General features: G+C 70.0%; 13 protein-coding genes. 2 read left to right on the top strand and 11 right to left on the bottom strand.

Annotated features, from left to right (window positions below; all coding sequences use genetic code 11):
- Positions 1–58: 58 nt before the first annotated feature.
- The 8 genes from AB0B28_RS11480 to AB0B28_RS11445 all read right to left on the bottom strand — a co-directional run bounded on the left by AB0B28_RS11480 (position 59) and on the right by AB0B28_RS11445 (position 11,268).
- Positions 59–862, bottom strand: a complete 804-nt coding sequence (locus tag AB0B28_RS11480; protein WP_360119763.1) for an ABC transporter permease — start codon at positions 860–862, stop codon at positions 59–61.
- Positions 859–1,848: an ATP-binding cassette domain-containing protein gene (locus AB0B28_RS11475; RefSeq protein ID WP_360119761.1), complete on the bottom strand. Its 990-nt coding sequence runs from the start codon at positions 1,846–1,848 to the stop codon at positions 859–861. The genes AB0B28_RS11480 and AB0B28_RS11475 overlap by 4 nt, the downstream gene beginning before the upstream one ends.
- 126 nt (positions 1,849–1,974) lie before the next feature.
- Positions 1,975–5,868, bottom strand: a complete 3,894-nt coding sequence (gene hrpA / locus AB0B28_RS11470; protein ID WP_360119759.1) for an ATP-dependent RNA helicase HrpA — start codon at positions 5,866–5,868, stop codon at positions 1,975–1,977.
- A 66-nt stretch (positions 5,869–5,934) separates the two neighbouring features.
- Complete coding sequence (locus tag AB0B28_RS11465; RefSeq protein ID WP_360119757.1) at positions 5,935–6,438, bottom strand: hypothetical protein; 504 nt, start codon at positions 6,436–6,438, stop codon at positions 5,935–5,937.
- A gap of 234 nt (positions 6,439–6,672) precedes the next feature.
- Entirely contained in the window at positions 6,673–8,262 is a 1,590-nt protein-coding gene (locus tag AB0B28_RS11460; protein WP_360119755.1) for an ATP-binding cassette domain-containing protein, read from the bottom strand.
- A gap of 316 nt (positions 8,263–8,578) precedes the next feature.
- Entirely contained in the window at positions 8,579–9,397 is an 819-nt protein-coding gene (locus AB0B28_RS11455) for a lytic polysaccharide monooxygenase (protein ID WP_360119753.1), read from the bottom strand.
- A gap of 216 nt (positions 9,398–9,613) precedes the next feature.
- Positions 9,614–9,727, bottom strand: a complete 114-nt coding sequence (locus AB0B28_RS11450; RefSeq protein ID WP_360119751.1) for a methionine/alanine import family NSS transporter small subunit — start codon at positions 9,725–9,727, stop codon at positions 9,614–9,616.
- Complete coding sequence (locus AB0B28_RS11445; RefSeq protein WP_360119749.1) at positions 9,724–11,268, bottom strand: sodium-dependent transporter; 1,545 nt, start codon at positions 11,266–11,268, stop codon at positions 9,724–9,726. The genes AB0B28_RS11450 and AB0B28_RS11445 overlap by 4 nt, the downstream gene beginning before the upstream one ends.
- 298 nt (positions 11,269–11,566) lie before the next feature.
- Here AB0B28_RS11445 and AB0B28_RS11440 point away from each other — a divergent pair, with 298 nt between their 5' ends.
- Both AB0B28_RS11440 and AB0B28_RS11435 read left to right on the top strand, forming a co-directional pair.
- Positions 11,567–13,765 carry an ATP-binding domain-containing protein gene (locus AB0B28_RS11440; protein ID WP_360119826.1) on the top strand — a complete coding sequence of 733 codons (2,199 nt, stop codon included), beginning with the start codon at positions 11,567–11,569 and terminating at the stop codon, positions 13,763–13,765.
- 94 nt (positions 13,766–13,859) lie between these two features.
- Positions 13,860–15,659 carry a PASTA domain-containing protein gene (locus AB0B28_RS11435; RefSeq protein WP_360119747.1) on the top strand — a complete coding sequence of 600 codons (1,800 nt, stop codon included), beginning with the start codon at positions 13,860–13,862 and terminating at the stop codon, positions 15,657–15,659.
- A gap of 45 nt (positions 15,660–15,704) precedes the next feature.
- Here the strand turns inward: AB0B28_RS11435 and pyrE are convergent, their stop codons facing one another.
- The 3 genes from pyrE to AB0B28_RS11420 form a co-directional block, all read right to left on the bottom strand.
- Positions 15,705–16,238 (bottom strand): orotate phosphoribosyltransferase, encoded by a 534-nt coding sequence (gene pyrE, locus AB0B28_RS11430; RefSeq protein ID WP_360119745.1) that lies wholly within the window; start codon positions 16,236–16,238, stop codon positions 15,705–15,707.
- A gap of 25 nt (positions 16,239–16,263) precedes the next feature.
- Entirely contained in the window at positions 16,264–17,142 is an 879-nt protein-coding gene (locus AB0B28_RS11425; protein WP_360119743.1) for a phytanoyl-CoA dioxygenase family protein, read from the bottom strand.
- Positions 17,143–17,299: 157 nt separating this feature from the next.
- Positions 17,300–18,955, bottom strand: coding sequence for a protein kinase (locus AB0B28_RS11420; protein ID WP_360119741.1), 1,656 nt, complete (start codon positions 18,953–18,955; stop codon positions 17,300–17,302).
- Positions 18,956–19,038 lie beyond the last annotated feature (83 nt).

Raw genomic sequence — 19,038 nt, 5'->3', positions numbered from 1 at the left:
GAAACGATGCTTTGATGCTAGGCCTCCGACGAACATGAGCGGATTCGACACGCCGGCGTCAGACCATCTTGCGGCGGTAGGCGCGCATTGCTAGTGGGGCTGTCACTACGAAGATGCCGACGGCCCAGGCGAAGGTCCATAGGAGCGGTTCGGCTATCGGGCCGTAGGAGAGGAGGCCTCGCATGGCGTCGGACAGGTGGGTGACCGGGTTGACCTTGGCCCAGGCTTGGAGGAAGCCGGGCATCGTGTTGATGTCTACGAAGGCGCTGGACGTGAAGGTGAGCGGCATGATGATCACGAAGGAGTAGATCTGGACCTTCTCCTCGGAGTCGGCCACCACGCCCATGAGCACCGAGACCCACGAGATCGCCAGCGCGAAGACGACGATCGCGATGGTCGCCAGGAGCGCGCCGGAGACGCTGCGGAGTTCGAAGCCCATGAGCAGGCCCAGGCCGAGCATGATCACGATCGACCAGACCTGTTTGAACAGGTCGGCGAAGATCTTCCCGGCCAGCGGCGCGGAGCGGGCGATGGGGAGGGAGCGGAAGCGGTCGTAGACGCCTTTGCGGAGGTCGGCGTTGATGCCGGTGCCGGTGTACATGGTGAGGAAGATGGCGTTCTGGGCGATGAGGCCGCCGAGGACGTACTGGAGGTAGTCGGAGGTGGAGCCGGCCATCTGGCCGCCGAAGACGTATACGAACAGGAACAGGAACATGACCGGGCTCAAGGAGAGGTCGACCAGTTCGAACGGGTTGTGCTTGATGCGGACCATCTGCCGCCAGGCCATCGAGAGGGTTTGGCTGACGGTGGCGGCGGGGCCGGGGCGGCCGGTGACCGGCGGTGCGATCTCGGTGGCGGTCATTGCGCGGCCTCCTCGGATTCGGATTCGTCGGCCTCGGTGCGGTGGCCGGTGAGGGTCAGGAAGACCTCGTCGAGGCTGGAGAGGCCGAGGTGGAACTCGGCGAGTCCGATGCTGCGTTCGCGCAGGTCGGCGGCGAGGGTGGGCATGATCGCGTCGTCGTTGACGCCGAGGGTGATCGCTCCGGCCTCGATGATGGGGTCGAGGTCGGGGTAGCGCTCGGCGACGAGGGCCCTCAGGTTTTCGAGCTGGCCGTGGTCTTCGGGCTGGATGCGGAGGGTCTGGCCGCCGATCTTGGCTTTGAGCTGGGTGGGGGTGCCGGTGGCGATGACCTTGCCGCGGTCGATGACGGCGATCTCGTGGGCGAGCTGGTCGGCCTCTTCGAGGTACTGGGTGGTCAGCAGGACCGTGGTGCCGTCGGCGACCAGGGAGCGCACGAGGCCCCAGAGCTCCCCGCGGGCACGGGGGTCCAATCCGGTGGTGGGTTCGTCGAGGAAGAGGATCTTGGGGCGGCCGACGAGGCTGGCGGCGAGGTCGAGGCGGCGGCGCATGCCGCCGGAGTAGGCCTTGGCGGCCTTGTCGGCGGCGTCGGAGAGGTTGAACTGGGCGAGGAGCTCGCGGGCGCGGGCCCTGGCGTCGCCGGTGGGCATGCCGAGGAGGCGGCCGATGAAGCGGAGGTTCTCCTCGCCGGTGAGCAGTTCGTCGATGCCGGCGAACTGGCCGGTGAGGCCGATGAGGGAGCGGACCTCGGGCGCGTTGCGCACGATGTCGTAGCCGCCGACGCGGCCGGTGCCGGAGGTGGGCTCGGAGAGCGTGGCGAGCATGCGCACCATCGTGGTCTTGCCAGCCCCGTTGGGGCCGAGGACGCCGAGCACCGTGCCGGTGCGGGCGTTCAAGTCGATGTGGTCGACGGCCACGAGGTCGCCGAAGTGCTTGGTCAGGCCTTCGGTCTCTATGGCGTAGTCGGCGGCGGTTCCTTGCTGCGACACGTCGTCCTCCTTCGGAAGCGTTCGCAAAGTGCCTTCACCCGGCGCCGATGCGGCTCGGGATTCTGATCATGCACCTTGGGTACGACATGCGCGAGGGTTTTAAGCGGTGTTCAGCTCAGGGAGCGGCTAGAGGGACTGGAGGAGCTTCCTGATGCGTTTCTCGGAGACCTGGTATCGGGTGCCGAGCTGCTGGGCGAAGAAGCTGATGCGCAGCTCTTCGAGCATCCAGCGGACCTCGCGGCCCTCGCCGGTGCGCAGGGCCGCGGGGCGGGTGCGGGCGAGGGAGTCGCGTTCGGCTTCGAGGGCCTGGACGACCTCCATGCGGCCCTTGTCCCCCGCCACGTCGGCGACCACGCGCTTCGCGCGGTAGGCGATGCCCTTGACGTAGCGGTGCAGGTCGTCGAGCCGCCACCAGCCGGTCGAGCCCACGAACCCGTCGGCGTCCACGAGCCCTTCGAGCTGGCGGCGCATGTCGCTCATGGCCGGGAGCATCGAGAAGTCGAACTTGCCTTCGAGGAGGCGGTGGGCCTCGCGGGCCTCGGCGAGCACGGCCGCGGCCTTGCGGGCCACGGTCGGGGACTCGCCGCCGACCTCGGGCTTGGCGCGTTTGAGCAGGGCCTCGAAACCCTCGCGGTCCCAGGCGGGGCCGCCGCCCTCGATGAGGACCTTGTCGAGGACGGTGCGCACGCAGTCGGCTAGGAGCGCGTCCACGTTCTTGTACGGGCCGGTCGCGAGCGCGAGCTGCTCGTTGCGGGTGAGGACTTCCTTCAGGCGCGGGTCGGGGCAGTTCAGGCGCAGGAGGCGGCGGGTGCCGGCCCACATGTTCGCGGCCTGCGAGCCGGGGTCGGGGAAGGCCTTGACGCCCACGGTGGGGCCTTCGTCGACCAGCGCGGGGTAGGCCTTCGCGGTGTAGCCCTTGCGCGGGGTCTCGTGGATCTTGGGGAGGGCATCGAAGTCCCAGGTGGTGAGGCCGGTGCGTTCGAGGTCGAAGGCCTCGGCGGCGGCTTCCTGGGTCTTGGGGGCGAGCTGCCTCTGGAGCGCGCCGAGCTCCTTGCCCTCGGCGAGGACCTCGCCGTCGTCGTCCTTGACCTGGAAGGTGACCAGGAGGTGCCCGGGGACCTTGGTCAGGTCGAACGCGTCCACGGGGACGTTCACGCCGGTCATGGCCTTGAGGGTGTCGGCGAGGGCGACGGTCATGGCGCGGCCCGGAGCCGGGGCCATGCGGGCGACGGCGGCGCGGGCGAAGTCGGGGGCCGGGACGAAGTTGCGGCGCAGGGTCTTGGGCAGGCTCTTGATGAGCGCTTCGGTGAACTCGGCGCGCAGGCCCGGGACCTGCCAGGTGAACGCGTCCTGGTCGAGCTGCTGGAGCGCGGGGAGCGGCACGGCCACGGTGACGCCGTCGCGGGCCGAGCCGGGCTCGAACTCGTAGTCGATTTCGAGGTCGGCGCCTTCGGAGGTCCAGACCTCGGGGTAGGAGTCGCCGTCGAGGCCGTCGGCACGGTCGCCCAGGAGCAGGGACTCGTCGAAGTCGAGGAGGGTCTTGTCCTTCTCGCGCTTCCACCAGGCGTCGAAGTGGCGGGCCGAGACGATGTCGGCCGGGAGGCGCTCGTCGTAGAAGTCGAACAGGGTCTGCTCGTCGGCGAGGAGCCCGCGCTGCCTGACCCGGTTCTCCAGCTCCTCGACCTCGCCGATCTTGGCGAGGTTCCGGGCGTAGAACTTGTGGTGGGTCTCCCATTCGCCTTGGACGAGGGCGTGGCGGATGAACAGCTCGCGGCTGAGGGGGACGTCGATGCGGCCGAAGTTGACGCTGCGGCGGGCCACGATCGGGACGCCGTAGAGGGTGACGCGTTCGAACGCGAGCACCGCGCCGGCCTTCTTGGACCAGTGCGGTTCGGAGTAGGTGCGCTTGATCAGGTGCGCGGCGATCGGCTCGACCCATTCGGGTTCGATCTTGGCGCATACTCGGCCCCACAGGCGGCTGGTCTCGACCAGTTCACCGGCCACGACCCAGCGCGGCTGCTTCTTGGCCAGGCCCGAGCCGGGGAAGATCGCGAACTTCGCACCGCGCCCGCCGAGGTACTCGCGCGTGTCGGCCTCCTTGACGCCGATGTGCGACAGGAGCCCGGCCAGGAGCGCGGTGTGGACGCGCTTGGGGTCGGCGGTGAAGTCGGGGTCCTCGACGTCGATCTTGAGGCTCTTGAGGACGCCGAGGATCTGGCGCACCAGGTCCTGCCATTCGCGGATGCGCAGGTAGTGCAGGTATTCCTGCTTGCACATGCGGCGGAACGAGCTCGACGAGCGCGAGCGGCGCTCCTCTTCGAGGTAGCGCCACAGGTTCAGGTACGCCGAGAAGTCGGAGTCGGGGTCGTTGAAGCGCGCGTGGGACTGGTCGGCCTGGGCGCGCTTGTCGGCCGGGCGCTCCTTCGGGTCCTGAATGGACATCGCGGCGGTGATGACCGCGACCGAGCGCACGCACCCCTCGTCGCGGGCCTGGAGGATCATCCGCGCCAGGCGCGGGTCGATCGGCAGCCGCGCGATGTCGCGCCCGGCCTTGGTCAGGCGCCGCTCGCCGCTGCGCACGTCTTCGAGGGCCCCGAGCTCCACCAGCAGGTCCAGGCCGTCCTTGATGTTGCGCGAATCGGGCGCGTCGACGAACGGGAACGTCTCGACCCGGCCGAGCTTCGCGGCCGTCATCTGGAGGATCACGCTGGCGAGGTTGGTGCGCAGGATCTCCGCGTCGGTGAACTCCGGGCGGGCGTTGAAGTCGTCCTCGGAGTACAGGCGGATGCACACGCCCTCGGCGACGCGGCCGCAGCGGCCCGCCCGCTGGTTGGCGCTGGCCTGGCTGATGGCCTCGATCGGGAGGCGCTGGACCTTGGTGCGGGCCGAGTAGCGGGAGATGCGCGCGTACCCGGCGTCGACCACGTAGCGGATGCCCGGCACGGTCAGGGAGGTCTCGGCGACGTTGGTGGAGAGGATGATCCGGCGCCCGGTGTGCGAGGAGAAGACCCGGTGCTGCTCTTGCGCGGACAGGCGCGCGTACAGCGGCACGACCTCGGTATTGCGGAGCTTGGCCTTCTCCAGGGCGTCGGCGGTGTCGCGGATCTCCTGCTCGCCGGAGAGGAAGACGAGGATGTCGCCGTCGCCGATGCGGCCGAGCTCGTTCACCGCGTCGAGGATGCCGTCGGTCTGGTCGCGGTCCTCCTCGCCGTCCTCGCCCTGCAAGGGCCGGTAGCGGACCTCGACGGGGTAGGTGCGGCCGGAGACCTCCAGGATCGGAGCCGGGCCCGCTTCAGAGCCGAAGTGGCTCGCGAAACGCTCGGGGTCGATGGTCGCCGAAGTGACGATGACCTTGAGGTCGGGCCGCTTGGGGAGGATCTGCCGCAGGCACCCGAGGATGAAGTCGATGTTGAGGCTGCGCTCGTGGGCCTCGTCGATGATGATCGTGTCGTAGGCGCTGAGCATCCGGTCGTGCTGGATCTCGGTGAGCAGGATGCCGTCGGTCATGAGCTTGATGTGGCTGGAGTCCGAGACCTGGTCGGTGAAGCGGACCTTCCAGCCGACGGCCTCGCCCAGCGGCGACCCGAGCTCGTCGGCGATGCGCTCGGCCACCGCGCGGGCGGCGATCCGCCTGGGCTGGGTGTGCCCGATCAGGCCGCGCACGCCGCGCCCGAGTTCGAGGCAGATCTTGGGGATCTGGGTGGTCTTGCCCGAGCCGGTCTCACCGGCGATGATCACGACCTGGTGGTCGCGGATCGCTTCGAGGATGTCGTCCTTGCGCTGCGAGACGGGCAGCTCTTCGGGGTAGACGATCTTCGGGACGGCGGCCGCGCGGGCCGCGAGCGCGGTCTCCTTGCGTTCGACCTCGGCTTCGAGCTTCGCGAAGGCCTCGGTGCGGGCCTGGCCGTCGAGTTCGCGGGCCTCGCGCAGGCGCCGCCTGAGGGCGCGCTGATCGGCCGTGCGCAGGGCGAAGACGCGCTCGCGCAGGCTGGTTCGGGAGTTCGGGACGCTGCTGGGCATGACGATCGTCAAGGATACGCGGGCCGACCGGCCCCGCGCCATGCGATTTTCCGGGAGTGGGTCCGATCAGTCGTCGAGGTCCCCGCACAGGATCCGGTTGTCGGCGCGACCTTCGGCGGCGACCACGTCGTCGGGGGCGTGGACCACGACGCTCTCGGCGCGGTCGTCGAGCATGACGTCGGCCGACTCGGTCTGCGAGCCGGTACCGGAGGTGGAGGTCGTGAAGTGCAGCTCGACGATGTTCGGCACGGCGTCCTCGCCGCTGGGGTCTGCGAGCCAGTGTCCGCCGCCGGGCGGGGTCTCGTCGCACTCGGCGTCGTGGATGTGAGCCATGTACTCGGTCTCTTCACCCAGGCCCGCGACGGTGAGCTGCACGGACGTGCCGTCGGCGGAGGTGACCTTGACGGTGCCGGTCCCGCCGGGGTAGACGCTCTTCCACTCCGGGACCAGGTCGAGCGAGGCCTGCCAGGACCCGCCGAGGTCGGGGCTGTCCTGGGCATCGGTCCCGCACGCGGCGAGCGCCCCGGCGAGAAGCACGGCCGCCGCTGCGGCGAGTCGAGTGGCGGGCATCGGCGCTCCCTTGAGACTTCGCGGACGACCGCGACGATTCGGACACCCCAGTATCAGCCCGAGAAGAGCGCGCGGAGGGGATTGCGACGCACGTGTCCCTGAGGCGGAGGCGGCATCGCCCACGGCTCGGCCGCGAGGAGGCCGCGGGCGTTCCGTGCGCGAGGCCGCGACGCCCGCGGCGGCCCCGCGGTGAACCCGGAGCCGCCGTTTCGGATCGCTTCCTCCGTGTCGCGCCTACGACACCCGCGCCTCGTCCGTGGCGATTCCTTCGCCCCGCACGAGCTCGACCCGCCTCGTCAGGCCCAGGCCGTCGAGGAAGGCCTCGTCGTGGCTCACCACCACCAGTGCGCCCTCGAAGGCGGTGAGGGCCTGTTGCAGCTGCCGGGTCGAGGACATGTCGAGGTTGTTCGTCGGCTCGTCGAGCAGGAGCAACTGCGGTGCGGGCTGGGCCGACAGCACTGTCGCCAGCGCCGCTCGGAGGCGTTGGCCGCCCGAGAGGGTCGCGACCTTCTGGAAGACCGCCGCGCCGCGCATGCCGTAGCGGGCCAGGCGGGTTCGCAGCAGGGCCTGACCGGCTTCGGGGGCGCGCTTCCCCACGTTGTCGAGCACGCTCGCGTCGTCGTCGAGCAGTTCGAGCCGCTGGGTGAGGAACCCGTGCGGGACGCGGGCGGCGTCGGCTATCGCGCGCAGGAGCGTGGTCTTGCCCGAGCCGTTGTCGCCGCTGATCGCGATCCGCTCCGGGCCCCGGATGTGGAGCCCGAGGCCGTCGCCGTAGAGCCCGGCGACGTCGAGGCCCTTGATGATCGCGATGTCGCGGTGCGAGGACACGCTGGTCTCGGGCAGGTCGACGTTGATCGACCCGTCGTCGCGCAGCGCCTCCTCGGCCTCGTCCAGGCGGCCCTTGGCCTCGGCCACGTCGTCGAGCTTCGCGCCGAGGATCTTCGCCGAGGACACCTCCCCGGCGTTCTTCTTGCCGTTGAGGAGGATCTTCGGCGTGCCGCCGCGGTCCCGCTCGCGCCGCCAGGCGGACGCGCCCTTGTCGTTCTGGACCCTGGTGGCGATCAGCTCCCGCTTCTGGCGGGTGAGGTCCTGCTTCGCGTCGCGCACGGCGCGGGCCGCGACCTCCTGCTCGCCTTCGATGACCTGCTCGTAGGCGCTGAAGTTCCCTTCGAAGACGCGGACGCGGCCCTTGTAGAGCTCGGCCACGGCGTCCACGTGCTCCAAGAGCGCCCGGTCGTGGCTGACGACCACGAGCGTGCCGTTGAAGCGGCAGATCGCCTGGTAGAGCCGTTTGCGGGCCGAACCGTCGAGGTTGTTCGACGGCTCGTCGAGCAGCAGCACGTCGGGGCGGCGCACGAGCCGCCCGGCCAGGCCCACGAGCATCGACTCGCCGCCCGAGAGCGTGCCCACGGTGCGGTCGAGGCCCACGTGGTCGAGGCCGAGCTCGTCGAGGGCGACCCGGGAGCGGTCGAGGAAGTCCCAGTCGTCGCCGATCGCGGCGAAGTGGGCCTCGCTCGCGTCCCCGGCCTCGATCGCGGCCAGCGCGCGCTGCTTCTCGGCGATGCCGAGGAGGTCGGCCACGCTGTCGCCCAGGCGCAGCGGGAGTTCCTGCGGGAGGTACTCGATGAGCCCGGAGGCGGTGATCGTGCCCGAGCCGGGCTTGAGGAGCCCGGCGGTGAGTTTGAGCAGTGTGGACTTGCCGGTGCCGTTGTCGCCCACCAGGGCGGTGCGGCCGTCGGAGAACACGACGTCGATCCCGTCGAAGACGCGGTGGCCCTCGGGCCAGCCGAAGGCGAGCTGGTGAATGTTGATGAAGGTGGTCATGAGACCTCTCAGGTTCGATGCGGAAGGAATCGAATGAGAGACATCGCGCTCACGGACCGCGGCGGGCGGCGAGGGGGAATCGTTCCCGGAAACAGGCATCCCACAGATCGCAGATGCACCTCACGTACGAAGAGACGTGACGGCGCGATGTCTACGACCTAGAGCTTCAAGTGAGTGCCTAACGTCGGGAACAAGGACGGGACAACGGTAGCCGCGTCCCCGACGGGCTGTCAAGGGAGACGCGCGCCACGGGCCGACCGGTCGCGGTGCGGCGCGGCCGGGCGGCCCGTGTTCCAGGGGGTATCTCTAAGGACACCTAACATGTGGCGAGCTGTTTCCAGACGCCCCATTCACCGGTGGTGCCGGGCTCTTCGCCGGAGGTCCACCAGCTCGCGCGGTAGGAGACGCCGTTGTGGACGACTTCGTCGCCGCCGTTGTAGGTGGCCGAGGCCGACCAGACCGAGGCCTCGCATCCTTCACCGCCGCCGGGCGGGTCGGTCGGGTCGGTCGGCGGGTCGGTCGGGTCGCCGCCGCCGTTGCCGCCGCCGAAGTCCACGTCCACACAGGAGTAGAACGCGTTGGCGGTGTCGGCGATGACCCACACGCTGAAGACCATGTGCTTGCCGGTCCGCTCGGGGAGCGGCACGGAGTGGGTCATGACGTGGTCGGGCTGCGCGCCGCCCATCTCGTAGGACGCGATGGGGGTGAGCACGAGGTCGTTGCGGGTGAGCGGCGTCGACGGGTCGTAGCCGGGCTTGGTGATGTAGTAGTCGAACGTCGCCGTGGCGTGGTTGACCGTCATCGTCCAGGTGAAGTTGCGGTTGCCGGGGCTCACCGAGGTGGCGGGCCAGTTGCCGCCGCGCGGGTCGTCCAGTTCGGAGAAGCGGTCGTTGCCGCCCGAACAGAGCTCGCCGTCGACCGGTCCTGCGTTCGGGAAGCCCTTGAGGCCCTCGACGCTCTGGGGCTCGTACGAGATGGCCCCGCAGTTGGAGACCTGCCCGCTCGCGCACAGGGCGGAGCGGGACGGGGGGTCGGAGTTGTAGCCGTGGCCCCAGGCGACTGCCGCCAGTGAGGCCGAGAGCGCGAGGGTCGCGACTCCGGCGATGGACAGGATGATCTTGCGCGTCTTGCGCATCGTCTTCTCCCATCAAGAGGTGGGTCAGCGATTATCTTCGATGCATTATTAGCCTTGACCTGCCATAATGCGAATTAAAAAGTAACCTAACAGTTGATGGCCCGCGACACAAGGGGGTGCGCGTAACAAATTCGCTTTCGGGATGTTGCGCACCGATTTCGCACAGAAAGGCGGCTTCCGCGCACGGTGCGTGCGCGGAAGCCGCCTCGAGTCGGGTCAGTCGTCCTCGGGTTCGTCCGGATGGGTCATCAGGACCGCCGCCGAGACGACGAGTCCCCCGCCGATGACGACGATCGCGATGATCATCATGGTGATCGCGGCCGGGCTCATCGAGTGGCCTCCTCTCGGATCTCGACGTCCTCTTCGGACTCGATCTCGGGCACTTCCCGGCGCCGCAGCACCAGCGCCATGATCACGCCGAAGGCCAGCGCGCCGAGCGCGAGCGACCAGCCGAAGGCCTGGTACTGGTTGTAGGTGTACAGCGAACTGTCGGCGTCGGCGGTCACCAGGTCGCAAATATTGAAGAACAGGATCCCCGCGAGCGCCACAGGCGTGATGACCCCGAGGCACACGAACCAGATCGGGCCGATCTTGATCGTCGAGGTCGCGTTCGCGTCGTCCCGCAGGGCCTTCCAGCGCCACATCACCCAGACCACCACGGCGATGCTCACCGGCGCGGCCACGGCGATGCCGTACTGGTTGATGAAGTAGTCGGTGACGTCGAGGAACATCAGCCCGCTGGCGGTCGGCAGCAGCGCCACCGAGACCACGGTCATGAAGCCGCCGAGGATCAGCGTGGCCTTCTTGCGGCCCCAGCCGAACCGGTCCTCCATCGCGGCCACCGGGACCTGCACGATGCTCACCATCGAGGTCCAGCCGGCCACCACGAGCGAGGCGAAGAACAGGACCCCGAAGAGCCCGGCCATGTACGGCAGTGTGTTGATGATCGTGGGGAAGGCCACGAACGCCAGGCCCACGCCCGCGTAGGCCTGGTCGGCGATCGGGACCCCGGACTCGAACGCGATGAACCCGAGCGCGGCGAACACGCCGATGCCCGCGAGGATCTCGAACGAGGAGTTCGCGAAGCCCACTGTGAACGCCGAGGTGGTGATGTCGGACTTGCGCTTGAGGTAGGACGCGTAGGTGACCATGATGCCGAAGCCCACCGACAGCGAGAAGAAGATCTGCCCGTAGGCCGCCAGCCACACGCCCGGTTCGCGCACCGCTTCCCAGTCGGGGGTGAAGAACGCGTTCAGGCCCTCGACCGCGCCGTCGAGGGTGAGCGCCTGCACGACCATCACGGCGAACATGACCAACAGCAGCGGGATGAAGATCTTGCTGGTGGTCTCGATGCCCTTCTTGATCCCCGCGCCGATCACCAGGAGCGTGAAGCCCCACACCACGACCATCGCGAGCCCGATGCCCGGCAGCCAGGTGCCGAAGTCGCCGAACCCGTCGCTCGCTTGCAGGAAGTCCCCCATGAGGAACGCGTTGGGGTCGGCGCCCCACTGCTGCGAGATCGAGTAGAAGCCGTACCACCCGGCCCAGGCGATGATCGCCGCGTAGTAGACGGCGATGATCATCGAGATGGCCACCTGCCACCAGCCGATCACCTCCGCGTTGCGGTTCATGCGGCGGTAGGCCACGGGGGCCGAGCCCCGGTAGCGGCGCCCGATCGTGAACTCCATGATGAGCAGCGGGATGCCCGCCGTCGTCAGCGCCACGAGGTAGGGCACCAAAAAAGCGCCGCCGCCGTTCTCGTACGCGACGCCGGGGAACCGCCAGATGTTGCCCAGCCCCACGGCCGAGCCGATCGCGGCGAGGATGAACCCGACGCGTGAGCCCCAGTTCTCTCTGGTCTCAGTGGCCATCGATAGTTGACTCCAGTCACAAGTTTCCGGTAGATATTCCGGGCCAACCATAATGATCGTTGCGAACCTGGTCAATCGAGCGTTATACGGCTGTAATGCGAGCGCGCGTCGGCGCAGGCCGCGGGCGGTGCGGCGCGTTTCGCTCGCGGCGGGAGACGATCGGCCCGCGGAGCGCTAAGATTTTTCAGTTGCGCCTCTCGCAGCGTCTTCCTGAACATCGCGCACCGTCCGCGCGTTCGATCCACTCCCGAGGAGTTCTGTGTCCGCTGCCATCATTCCGGCCGTCGATTCGAGGGTCGTGTCCGAGCAGGCCCGACTCGACGGGCTCTACGCCCGGCTCGACCGGCTCCGCGAGGAGGCGGCCGCCCGGCTCGACGAGTCGCGGCGCAAGCACGTCGAGAACGACCAGGAGCGCAGCCAGAGGGACGCCGAGGCGCACTTCTACCGCCGCCGCATCGCCGTCCTGGAGGCCGTCGAAGAGGGACTGTGCTTCGGGCGCCTGGACTACAGCGCCGGGGGCGACCCGATGTACCTGGGCCGCATCGGCATCCACGGTGAGAGCGGCGAGCAGCAGCTCGTGGACTGGCGCAGCGAGGCCGGGCGCCGGTTCTACCTGGCGACCGCCGCCTCCCCCGCCGGGGTGCGCCGCCGCCGCCACCTGCACACCAAGGGCAGGCGTCTGCGCAGCGTGAACGACGAGGTCCTCGACCTCGACGCGGCGGGCGAGTCCGGCTCCACGATCGGCTCCGAGGGCGCTCTTATGGCCGCGCTCGACGCGGCCCGCACCGGCACGATGCAGGACATCGTGGCCACCATCCAGGCCGAGCAGGACCGGATCATCCGCGCGCCCTTGGAGGGCGTCATGATCGTGGACGGGGCGCCCGGCACCGGCAAGACCGCGGTGGCCCTCCACCGCGCCGCTTACCTCCTCTACGAGCACCGCGAGCAGCTCCAGCGCCGCGGCGTGCTCATCATCGGCCCCGGCAAGCAGTTCCTGCGGTACATCTCCGAGGTCCTGCCGGGCCTGGCCGAGACCGACGTCCTGCTGCGCACGCCCGCGCAGCTGTTCCCCGGGGTGGTCGCCGACCGGCCCGAGACCGACGCGGTGGCCGCGATCAAGGGCCGATCGGTCATGGCCGGGGTCATCGCCAGCGCGGTGGCCGACCGCCAAGCGGTGCCGCGCGATCCGGTGCTGGTCGACTACGAGGGCCACGAGCTGTGGCTGCGCCCGGAGAAGATCACGTCGGCGCGCGACGCGGCGCGCGAGACGGGCTTGGCGCACAACGAGGCCCGCGAGACCTTCCACAAGCGCGTGATCGCCGACCTGGCGACGCAGTACGCCGACATCATCGGCGAGGACCCGCTCGGCGGGGAGAACCTGCTGGGGCTCGACGACCGGGCGAAGCTCGCGGGCGAGATCGCGACCGACCCGGTGATCCGGGGTCAGATCGAGGCGCTGTGGCCCGAGCTGACCGCCACTGAGCTGCTGGAGGACCTGTTCGCGTCCTCGGAGCTGCTCGCTTCCGCCGCGGCGGTGCTGCCGAAGGAGGAGCGGGCGCTGCTGCGGCGGCGGCCCGGCGGGTGGAGCGAGGCCGACGTGGCGCTGCTCGACGAGGCCGCCGAGCACTTGGGCGAGACCGAGGTGCGCCGGAGCGGCGGAGGGCTGACGGCCGAGCAGATCGCGTACGCGCAGGACGTGTTGACGATCGCGGCCGGTTCGGCCTCGTTCGACTTCGAGGACGAGGAGTCGGAGATCCTCCAGGCCACCGACGTCATCGACGAGTTCTGGCTCGGCGAGCGGCAGGTCGACGAGGTGTTCGTGTCCGTGGCCGAGCGCGCGGCGGCCGACCGGCGGTGGATCTTCGGGCACGTGATCGTGGACGAGGCGCAGGAGCTCTCGCCGATGGAGTGGCGGGCGTTGCTGCGGCGCTGCGTCTCGCGTTCGTTCACCGTGGCCGGTGACCTCGCGCAGGCCGCGGGCGCGGCGGCCGCGATGGGCGAGGCCCCGTCGAGCTGGGCCGAGGTCTTCGGCGACACCGGGCTCACTTGGCGGGCCGAGCAGTTGACGGTGTCCTACCGGACCCCGGCCGAGGTCATGGAGGTCGCCGCCCGGGTGCTGGACGCGATCGACGTGGAGGCCGCGCGGCCCACTTCGGTGCGCAGCTCGGGTCACCGGCCGTGGCTGGAGATCGCCGAGGACGTCGACTCGCGGGTCGAGGAGCTGGTGGCGGCCGAGAAGGCGATCGTGGGCGAGGGCAGCGTGGCCGTGGTCACGACCCCCGAGCGGGCCGCCGGGCTGGCCGGGATCACCGACGCCTCGGTGGTGACCGTCAAGCAGGCCAAGGGCCTGGAGTTCGACTCGGTGATCGTGGTCGACCCCGATGCGATCGCGGCGTCGAGTCTGCGGAACCTGTACGTGGCGTTGACACGGGCCACCAAGCGCCTCGGCGTCGTGGCCCCCGACAAGCCGCGCTTCCCCGGCGCCGAGGTCCTGTAGCGCGCGCCCCGAGCTCTTAGACTGATCGTGGGCACGGCGCCCGCTTGAGAGGCCACGGCGCCCGCTTGCCAGCCGTGAATGAGAGGAGTGCGGGTTGACAACGACGACCGGGGATCTGACCGGCGCGCTCGTCGACGGGCGCTACCGGCTGGAGCGGCTCGTGGCGCGCGGCGGCATGGCCGACGTCTACGAGGCGAAGGACGAGCGTCTCGACCGCACTGTCGCGGTGAAGATCATCACCACCGCGGGCGCGGACGGATTCGACCTGGGGGCCTTCACCCACGAGGCGCGGACCATCGCGCGGCTCTCGCACCCGAACGTGGTCGGGGTGTTCGACCAGGGCGTCCACGAGGGACTGCCGTACGTGGTCATGGAGTACGTGCCGGGGATCACCCTGCGGGACCTGCTCAACCGGCGCAGGCGGCTGCGCATCGAGGAGGCCGTGGAACTGTGCGGCCAGGTCCTCGACGGGCTCCAGGCCGCCCACGACGCCGGGCTCGTCCACCGCGACATCAAGCCCGAGAACATCCTGCTCAAGAACGGCGGCCGGGGCGACCGCGTCAAGGTGGTCGACTTCGGCCTGGCCGAGGCCGTCCACGGCGACCGCGACACGGACGGGCCGCTCGTGGCGACCGCCGCGTACGTCGCGCCCGAGCTGGTGGGCGGCAAGCCCGCGACCACCGCCAGCGACGTCTACTCGACGGCGATCCTGCTCTACGAACTGCTCACCGGCGAGGTCCCGTTCGACGGGCCCGACGCAGGGGAGGTGGCCCGCCGCCACGTCGAGGAGGACGTGCCCTCGCCGCGACTCAAGACCCCCGACATCCCCGAGGGACTCGCCGAACTGGTGACGGCCGCGGCTTCGCGCAGGCCGGGCGCGCGGCCGGTCGACGCGGGCGCGTTCCTGCGGCGCCTGGGCGCGATCGACGTCAAGCCCGCGCCGGGCACCACCGGCCAGGTCCCGCGGCCCACGCGGGCCGTGCAGACCACGATGGTCGTGGACGCGCCGCGGGGTCCGCGCTCGTGGAAGGCCCTGGTCACGCTGCTGCTCATCGGCGCGCTGCTGGTCTCGGTGGCCGCCGCGGGCTGGTGGATCGGGATCGGCCGCTACACGTCCACGCCGTCGCTGCTCGACCAGACCGGCCAGACCGTGGCGGCCTACGCCGACGAGGCCGGGTTCGACGTCGAGGTCCAGGAGGCCTACAGCGAATCGGTCCCGGTCGGCGAGGTGGTCTCGCAGGACCCGGGCGTGGGCGACCGCATCCGGCAGGGCGCCACCATCACCGTGGTGGTCTCGCTGGGGCCCGAGCGGTACCAGATGCCCGACGTGTCGGGGATGAGCGAGGACGAGGCCCGCGAGGAGCTCGGCCGATTCTCCGCCGAGGTCACCGTCGAGCGCGACTACCATGTGGACTTCGCGAAAGACGAGGTCATCGGCACCGATCCGGCCATCGGCGAGACCGTCAAGGCCGGGACCCCGGTGACGCTCCTGATCTCCGACGGCACGCCCCCGCTGAACGTCCCCGACCTGATCGGGACTTCGCAGGACAGCGCGGTCAACGCCCTGGAGGCCGAAGGGCTCGAGGTCGGCGAGGTCACCGAGCGCACCAGCGACACCATCGAGAAGGGCCTGGTCATCGAGCAGTCCCCCGGCCCGGACACCCCGATCGGGCCCGGCGACACCGTCGACCTCGTGGTCAGCTCCGGCCCGGAGATGATCGAGGTCCCCGACGTGGTGGGCCTCGACATCGAGGAGGCCACCGAGATCTTGAAAGCCGAGGGCTTCATCGTTAAGACCGCGCAGATCTGGTTCACCGGCAAGGTGTTCGACCAGTCCGTGGACGGCGGCACCGAGGCCGAGAAGGGCTCCGAGATCTGGCTCTGGGCCAGGTGAGCATGAGCAAAGCGGGGCCCGGTCCGGGCCCCGCTTCCTCGCGTCCTACGCTCCGGCCGCTTTGAGCTGCGTCATCGTGAACAGCGCCTGGAGTTCGATGCCGACCTCGGCCAGGTTCTTCATCCCGCCCGACTCGCGGTCGATCACGCACACGCCCCGCTCGACGATCGCGCCGCGACCCCGCAGCTCGTTCACCGCATCGAGGACCGCGCCGCCCGAGGTGACCACGTCCTCCACGATGAACAGCCGCTGGCCTTCGACCTCGCCGCCCTCGGCCAGGCGGCACGTGCCGTAGGTCTTGGCCTCCTTGCGGACGAACAGCGCCGGAATCCCGGTGACCTGCGAGAGCATCACCGCGATCGGGATGCCGCCGGTCTCCAGGCCCGCCAGGGCGTCCACGCCGTGCGCGGGCACGAGCGGCGCGAGCGCCTCGGCGATGCGCCGCAGCAGGACCGGGTCGGACTCGAACAGGTACTTGTCGAAGTACTCGTGCGCGACCACACCCGACCGGAGGGTGAACTCCCCGGTCAGGTGCGAGCGGTTGAAGATGTCGCGCGCGAGGTCGGCGTCGTGGCTCATGCGATCAGACTGCCATCCGGGTCGCTCACGGGCGCAGCGGCGGGTAGGCCGGGTCGAGGAGGTCACGCTCGGCCAGCCAGTTGTACAGCGGCGTCTGCTCCGGATAGTGGCCCCAGCCGTGGTCGCCGGTGGGCGCGAAGCCGCCGAGCAGCTGCTGCTGCACCGGGTCGAGGTCGTGCCACCACGGCTGCGACGGCAGGTCGGCCACCAGGTCGCGGGCGCGGATCCACCTCGGCGTGAACCCGAAGAACGCGACCTTGCGCGTCATGTCCGAGTAGTTGTCGCTGCGGGCGTGCCACAGGCGCCGGTCGAAGAACATGACGTCCCCGGCGGCCCCGGTGACCTCGATAGCGCCTTCGGGGTCGGGCCAGGGCATGTCGCGGCGCGGCGGGCCGTCGATGCGGTTCCACTTGTGGGAGCCGGGCACGATCTTGGTGTTGCCGCGGCCGGGCTGGGACAGGTCGGTGAAGAAGTAGGCGAGCTTGACCGACAGGCGCGGGCGCGGGTCGGTCTCGGTCTCGCGGTTCTGGCGGCCACCGTCCTGGTGCCATTCGAATCGGAACGGGCGCTCGCCCACGATCGGCGGGTGCTTGTCCACATGCGAGTGGTAGACGTGGAAGTTCCAGCCCAGGATCGACCACACGTAATGGAACGTGCGCGGGTGGTTGAGCAGGAAGGCGAGCTCCGGGCAGGAGGTCACCGCGTCGAGCCGGTGCATTGCGCCCTCGGGACTGAGCCGCCCGGCGGCGCGCTCCACCTCGTGGACGCGGTCCAGCGCGTCCGAGCAGCGTCGGATCTCCTCGGCGTCGAGCGCGCCGCGGATCATGAGGTAGCCGTCGCGGTCGAACGCCTCGCGCTGCTCGGGGGTCAGAGCTGCGGCGCCGATTGATGTCAATGCGGTCATCGCAATGCCTTTCCGGTATCCGGAGGGACGCCGGCACAGCGCCGGAGCCGCATCCGTGGCTGCGGCCGCGGGCACGGGAAATCGGGCGATCCCCCTCCGCGGTCGCGGTTATCGGAAAAGCGTAAACGCGAACAGTCGTATTTCGGACCGATTGAGACTATCCAAAGAGTCCGGTGATCCAGTCGAACCATTCGAAGTCGATGTCCAGCCAGCTCCAGCTGAACTGCTGGATGTAGCTGATGCCGACCATCACCAGGAAGATCCCGGAGGCCAGGTGCGCGAGCCGGGCCGTCTTGCGTTTGGCGTGCAGGAGCCGGCCCCAGAACATGCCCCCGGCCAGGCGCACCAGGAAGAACAGGCCGATGGCCACGCCGACGACCACCAGGTAGCTCAGGACCTGCGACGTGAGCGAGTCCAGACCCTGCGAGACCGTCAAGAGCAGCCACATGACCAGCGAGAACAGGCCGCCGATGACCGAGAGCTCGAAGCCCTTCGCGAGCGACCCGGGCGGGCCCAGGAGCGGGGTCCGCTCGGCCCGTTCGAGGGCCTTCTCGTCGGGCTCCTCGGGGTCGTGGGCCAGGCGCAGGCGCGGGATCGGGCCGCGGCCGGGTTCGGGGCCGTTCGAACGGCCCGGGGAGAATCCTTCGCGCTGCTTCTGGGCCATGAGCTGGTCCTGGTCGGGAACTCGGACGCGGCCGGCGATCGGTTTCTCCTGCACGGCGTTCGCGGGCGACATGCTCGTGGGCGACATGCCCGCCTCCATGACGCGGGTGCCTCCGGCGACCGGGCCGGGGATGACCGAGGTCGGGGGCACCACCGGCATGTCGAGGCGGACCGTGGCGGCGGTCTCGGGCTCGGGCGGGCGGCGCACCGGCCCGCCCCAGTCGACGCCGAGGTCGGGCAGACCCGCGCGGGCCATGACCGAGCACAGCTCCGCGATCCATCGCGGCAGCTCCTCGGTGCGCGGCCGGTTGGTCGGGTCGTCGTCCAGCGGCGCGGTCAAGTGCTCGCGCAGGCGCGGGTGGGCTTCGAGCACGGGGTGGCGGCGCAGCCGCGCCCACGGCACCGACTGTTCCTGTCCCGGGGAGTCGGTGCGGGCGCTCGCGCCGGTGACCAGGTAGAACGCGATCGAACCGAAGCCGTGGACGTCGTAGGCCGGGCCCACGGTCCCCTGGTGGGCCTCGGGTCCGGCGGTCTCGCGGGTGTACGCGATCGTGGTCAGGTGCGCGGGCGTGTGGTAGCGCGCGCCGGTGAAGTCGATGACCTTCGCCGAGCCGTCGGGGCCGATGATCACGTTGGCGGGCTTGAGGTCCATGTGGAGCACCGGGTGCGCACCGGTCGGCGGGTGGTGCATCGCGGACATGACCTCGGCGACCGAGCGGAGCGTGCGCGCGGCGTCGACGCGGCCCAGGCGCCGCGACAGGAGCTGGCGCAGGTCGTGACCGGGCAGGTATTCGAGGACCTGGAACGGGACCGGGTCGCCCTGCGCGGGGCTCCCGGCCGGATGCGGGGCCCGGCCGTAGAACGCGTCGATGCGGCGGCAGATCGAGCCGACGTTGCGGCTGTGGAGGTCCATGAGCACCGCGTCGCCCTTGTCCCAGGAGCGGTACTGGTGCTCGCGGGTGTCGGCCGGGTTGGGCCGGAACACCTTGACCGTCAAAGGCGCCGAGGAGATCCCCGCCGAGACGCGCACGGCCTGGTACACGTCGGCCTGGCCGCCCGACCCGAGGAGCCCGGTGATCCGGTAGCTCTGCTCGGACCCCGGGAGGGGGTCGGCCGGCCCGCAGACGAGGTCAACGGTGGCGTTCGACATTCACGGTCCTTCTCGACGGAGACTGAGCCCATAGCGTAACGCCTGATATCCACCCGCCGCGGCCCCCGGAGTGGGCGCTGTAC

This window comes from Glycomyces sp. NPDC046736, from assembly GCF_040645615.1.
GTDB lineage: Bacteria > Actinomycetota > Actinomycetes > Mycobacteriales > Micromonosporaceae > Glycomyces.
The sequence above is the reverse complement of the archived record's forward strand: the minus strand, read 5'-3'. Positions and strand labels throughout refer to the sequence as shown.

Bases quoted from the DNA above. Each gene is read 5' to 3' on its own strand.
- AB0B28_RS11455 (WP_360119753.1), bottom strand. From the start codon at position 9,397: ATGCGCAAGACGCGCAAGATCATCCTGTCCATCGCCGGAGTCGCGACC.
- AB0B28_RS11460 (WP_360119755.1), bottom strand. From the start codon at position 8,262: ATGACCACCTTCATCAACATTCACCAGCTCGCCTTCGGCTGGCCCGAG.
- AB0B28_RS11450 (WP_360119751.1), bottom strand. From the start codon at position 9,727: ATGAGCCCGGCCGCGATCACCATGATGATCATCGCGATCGTCGTCATC.
- hrpA (WP_360119759.1), bottom strand. From the start codon at position 5,868: ATGCCCAGCAGCGTCCCGAACTCCCGAACCAGCCTGCGCGAGCGCGTC.
- AB0B28_RS11480 (WP_360119763.1), bottom strand. From the start codon at position 862: ATGACCGCCACCGAGATCGCACCGCCGGTCACCGGCCGCCCCGGCCCC.
- AB0B28_RS11445 (WP_360119749.1), bottom strand. From the start codon at position 11,268: ATGGCCACTGAGACCAGAGAGAACTGGGGCTCACGCGTCGGGTTCATC.
- AB0B28_RS11425 (WP_360119743.1), bottom strand. From the start codon at position 17,142: ATGACCGCATTGACATCAATCGGCGCCGCAGCTCTGACCCCCGAGCAG.
- AB0B28_RS11465 (WP_360119757.1), bottom strand. From the start codon at position 6,438: ATGCCCGCCACTCGACTCGCCGCAGCGGCGGCCGTGCTTCTCGCCGGG.
- pyrE (WP_360119745.1), bottom strand. From the start codon at position 16,238: ATGAGCCACGACGCCGACCTCGCGCGCGACATCTTCAACCGCTCGCAC.
- AB0B28_RS11420 (WP_360119741.1), bottom strand. From the start codon at position 18,955: ATGTCGAACGCCACCGTTGACCTCGTCTGCGGGCCGGCCGACCCCCTC.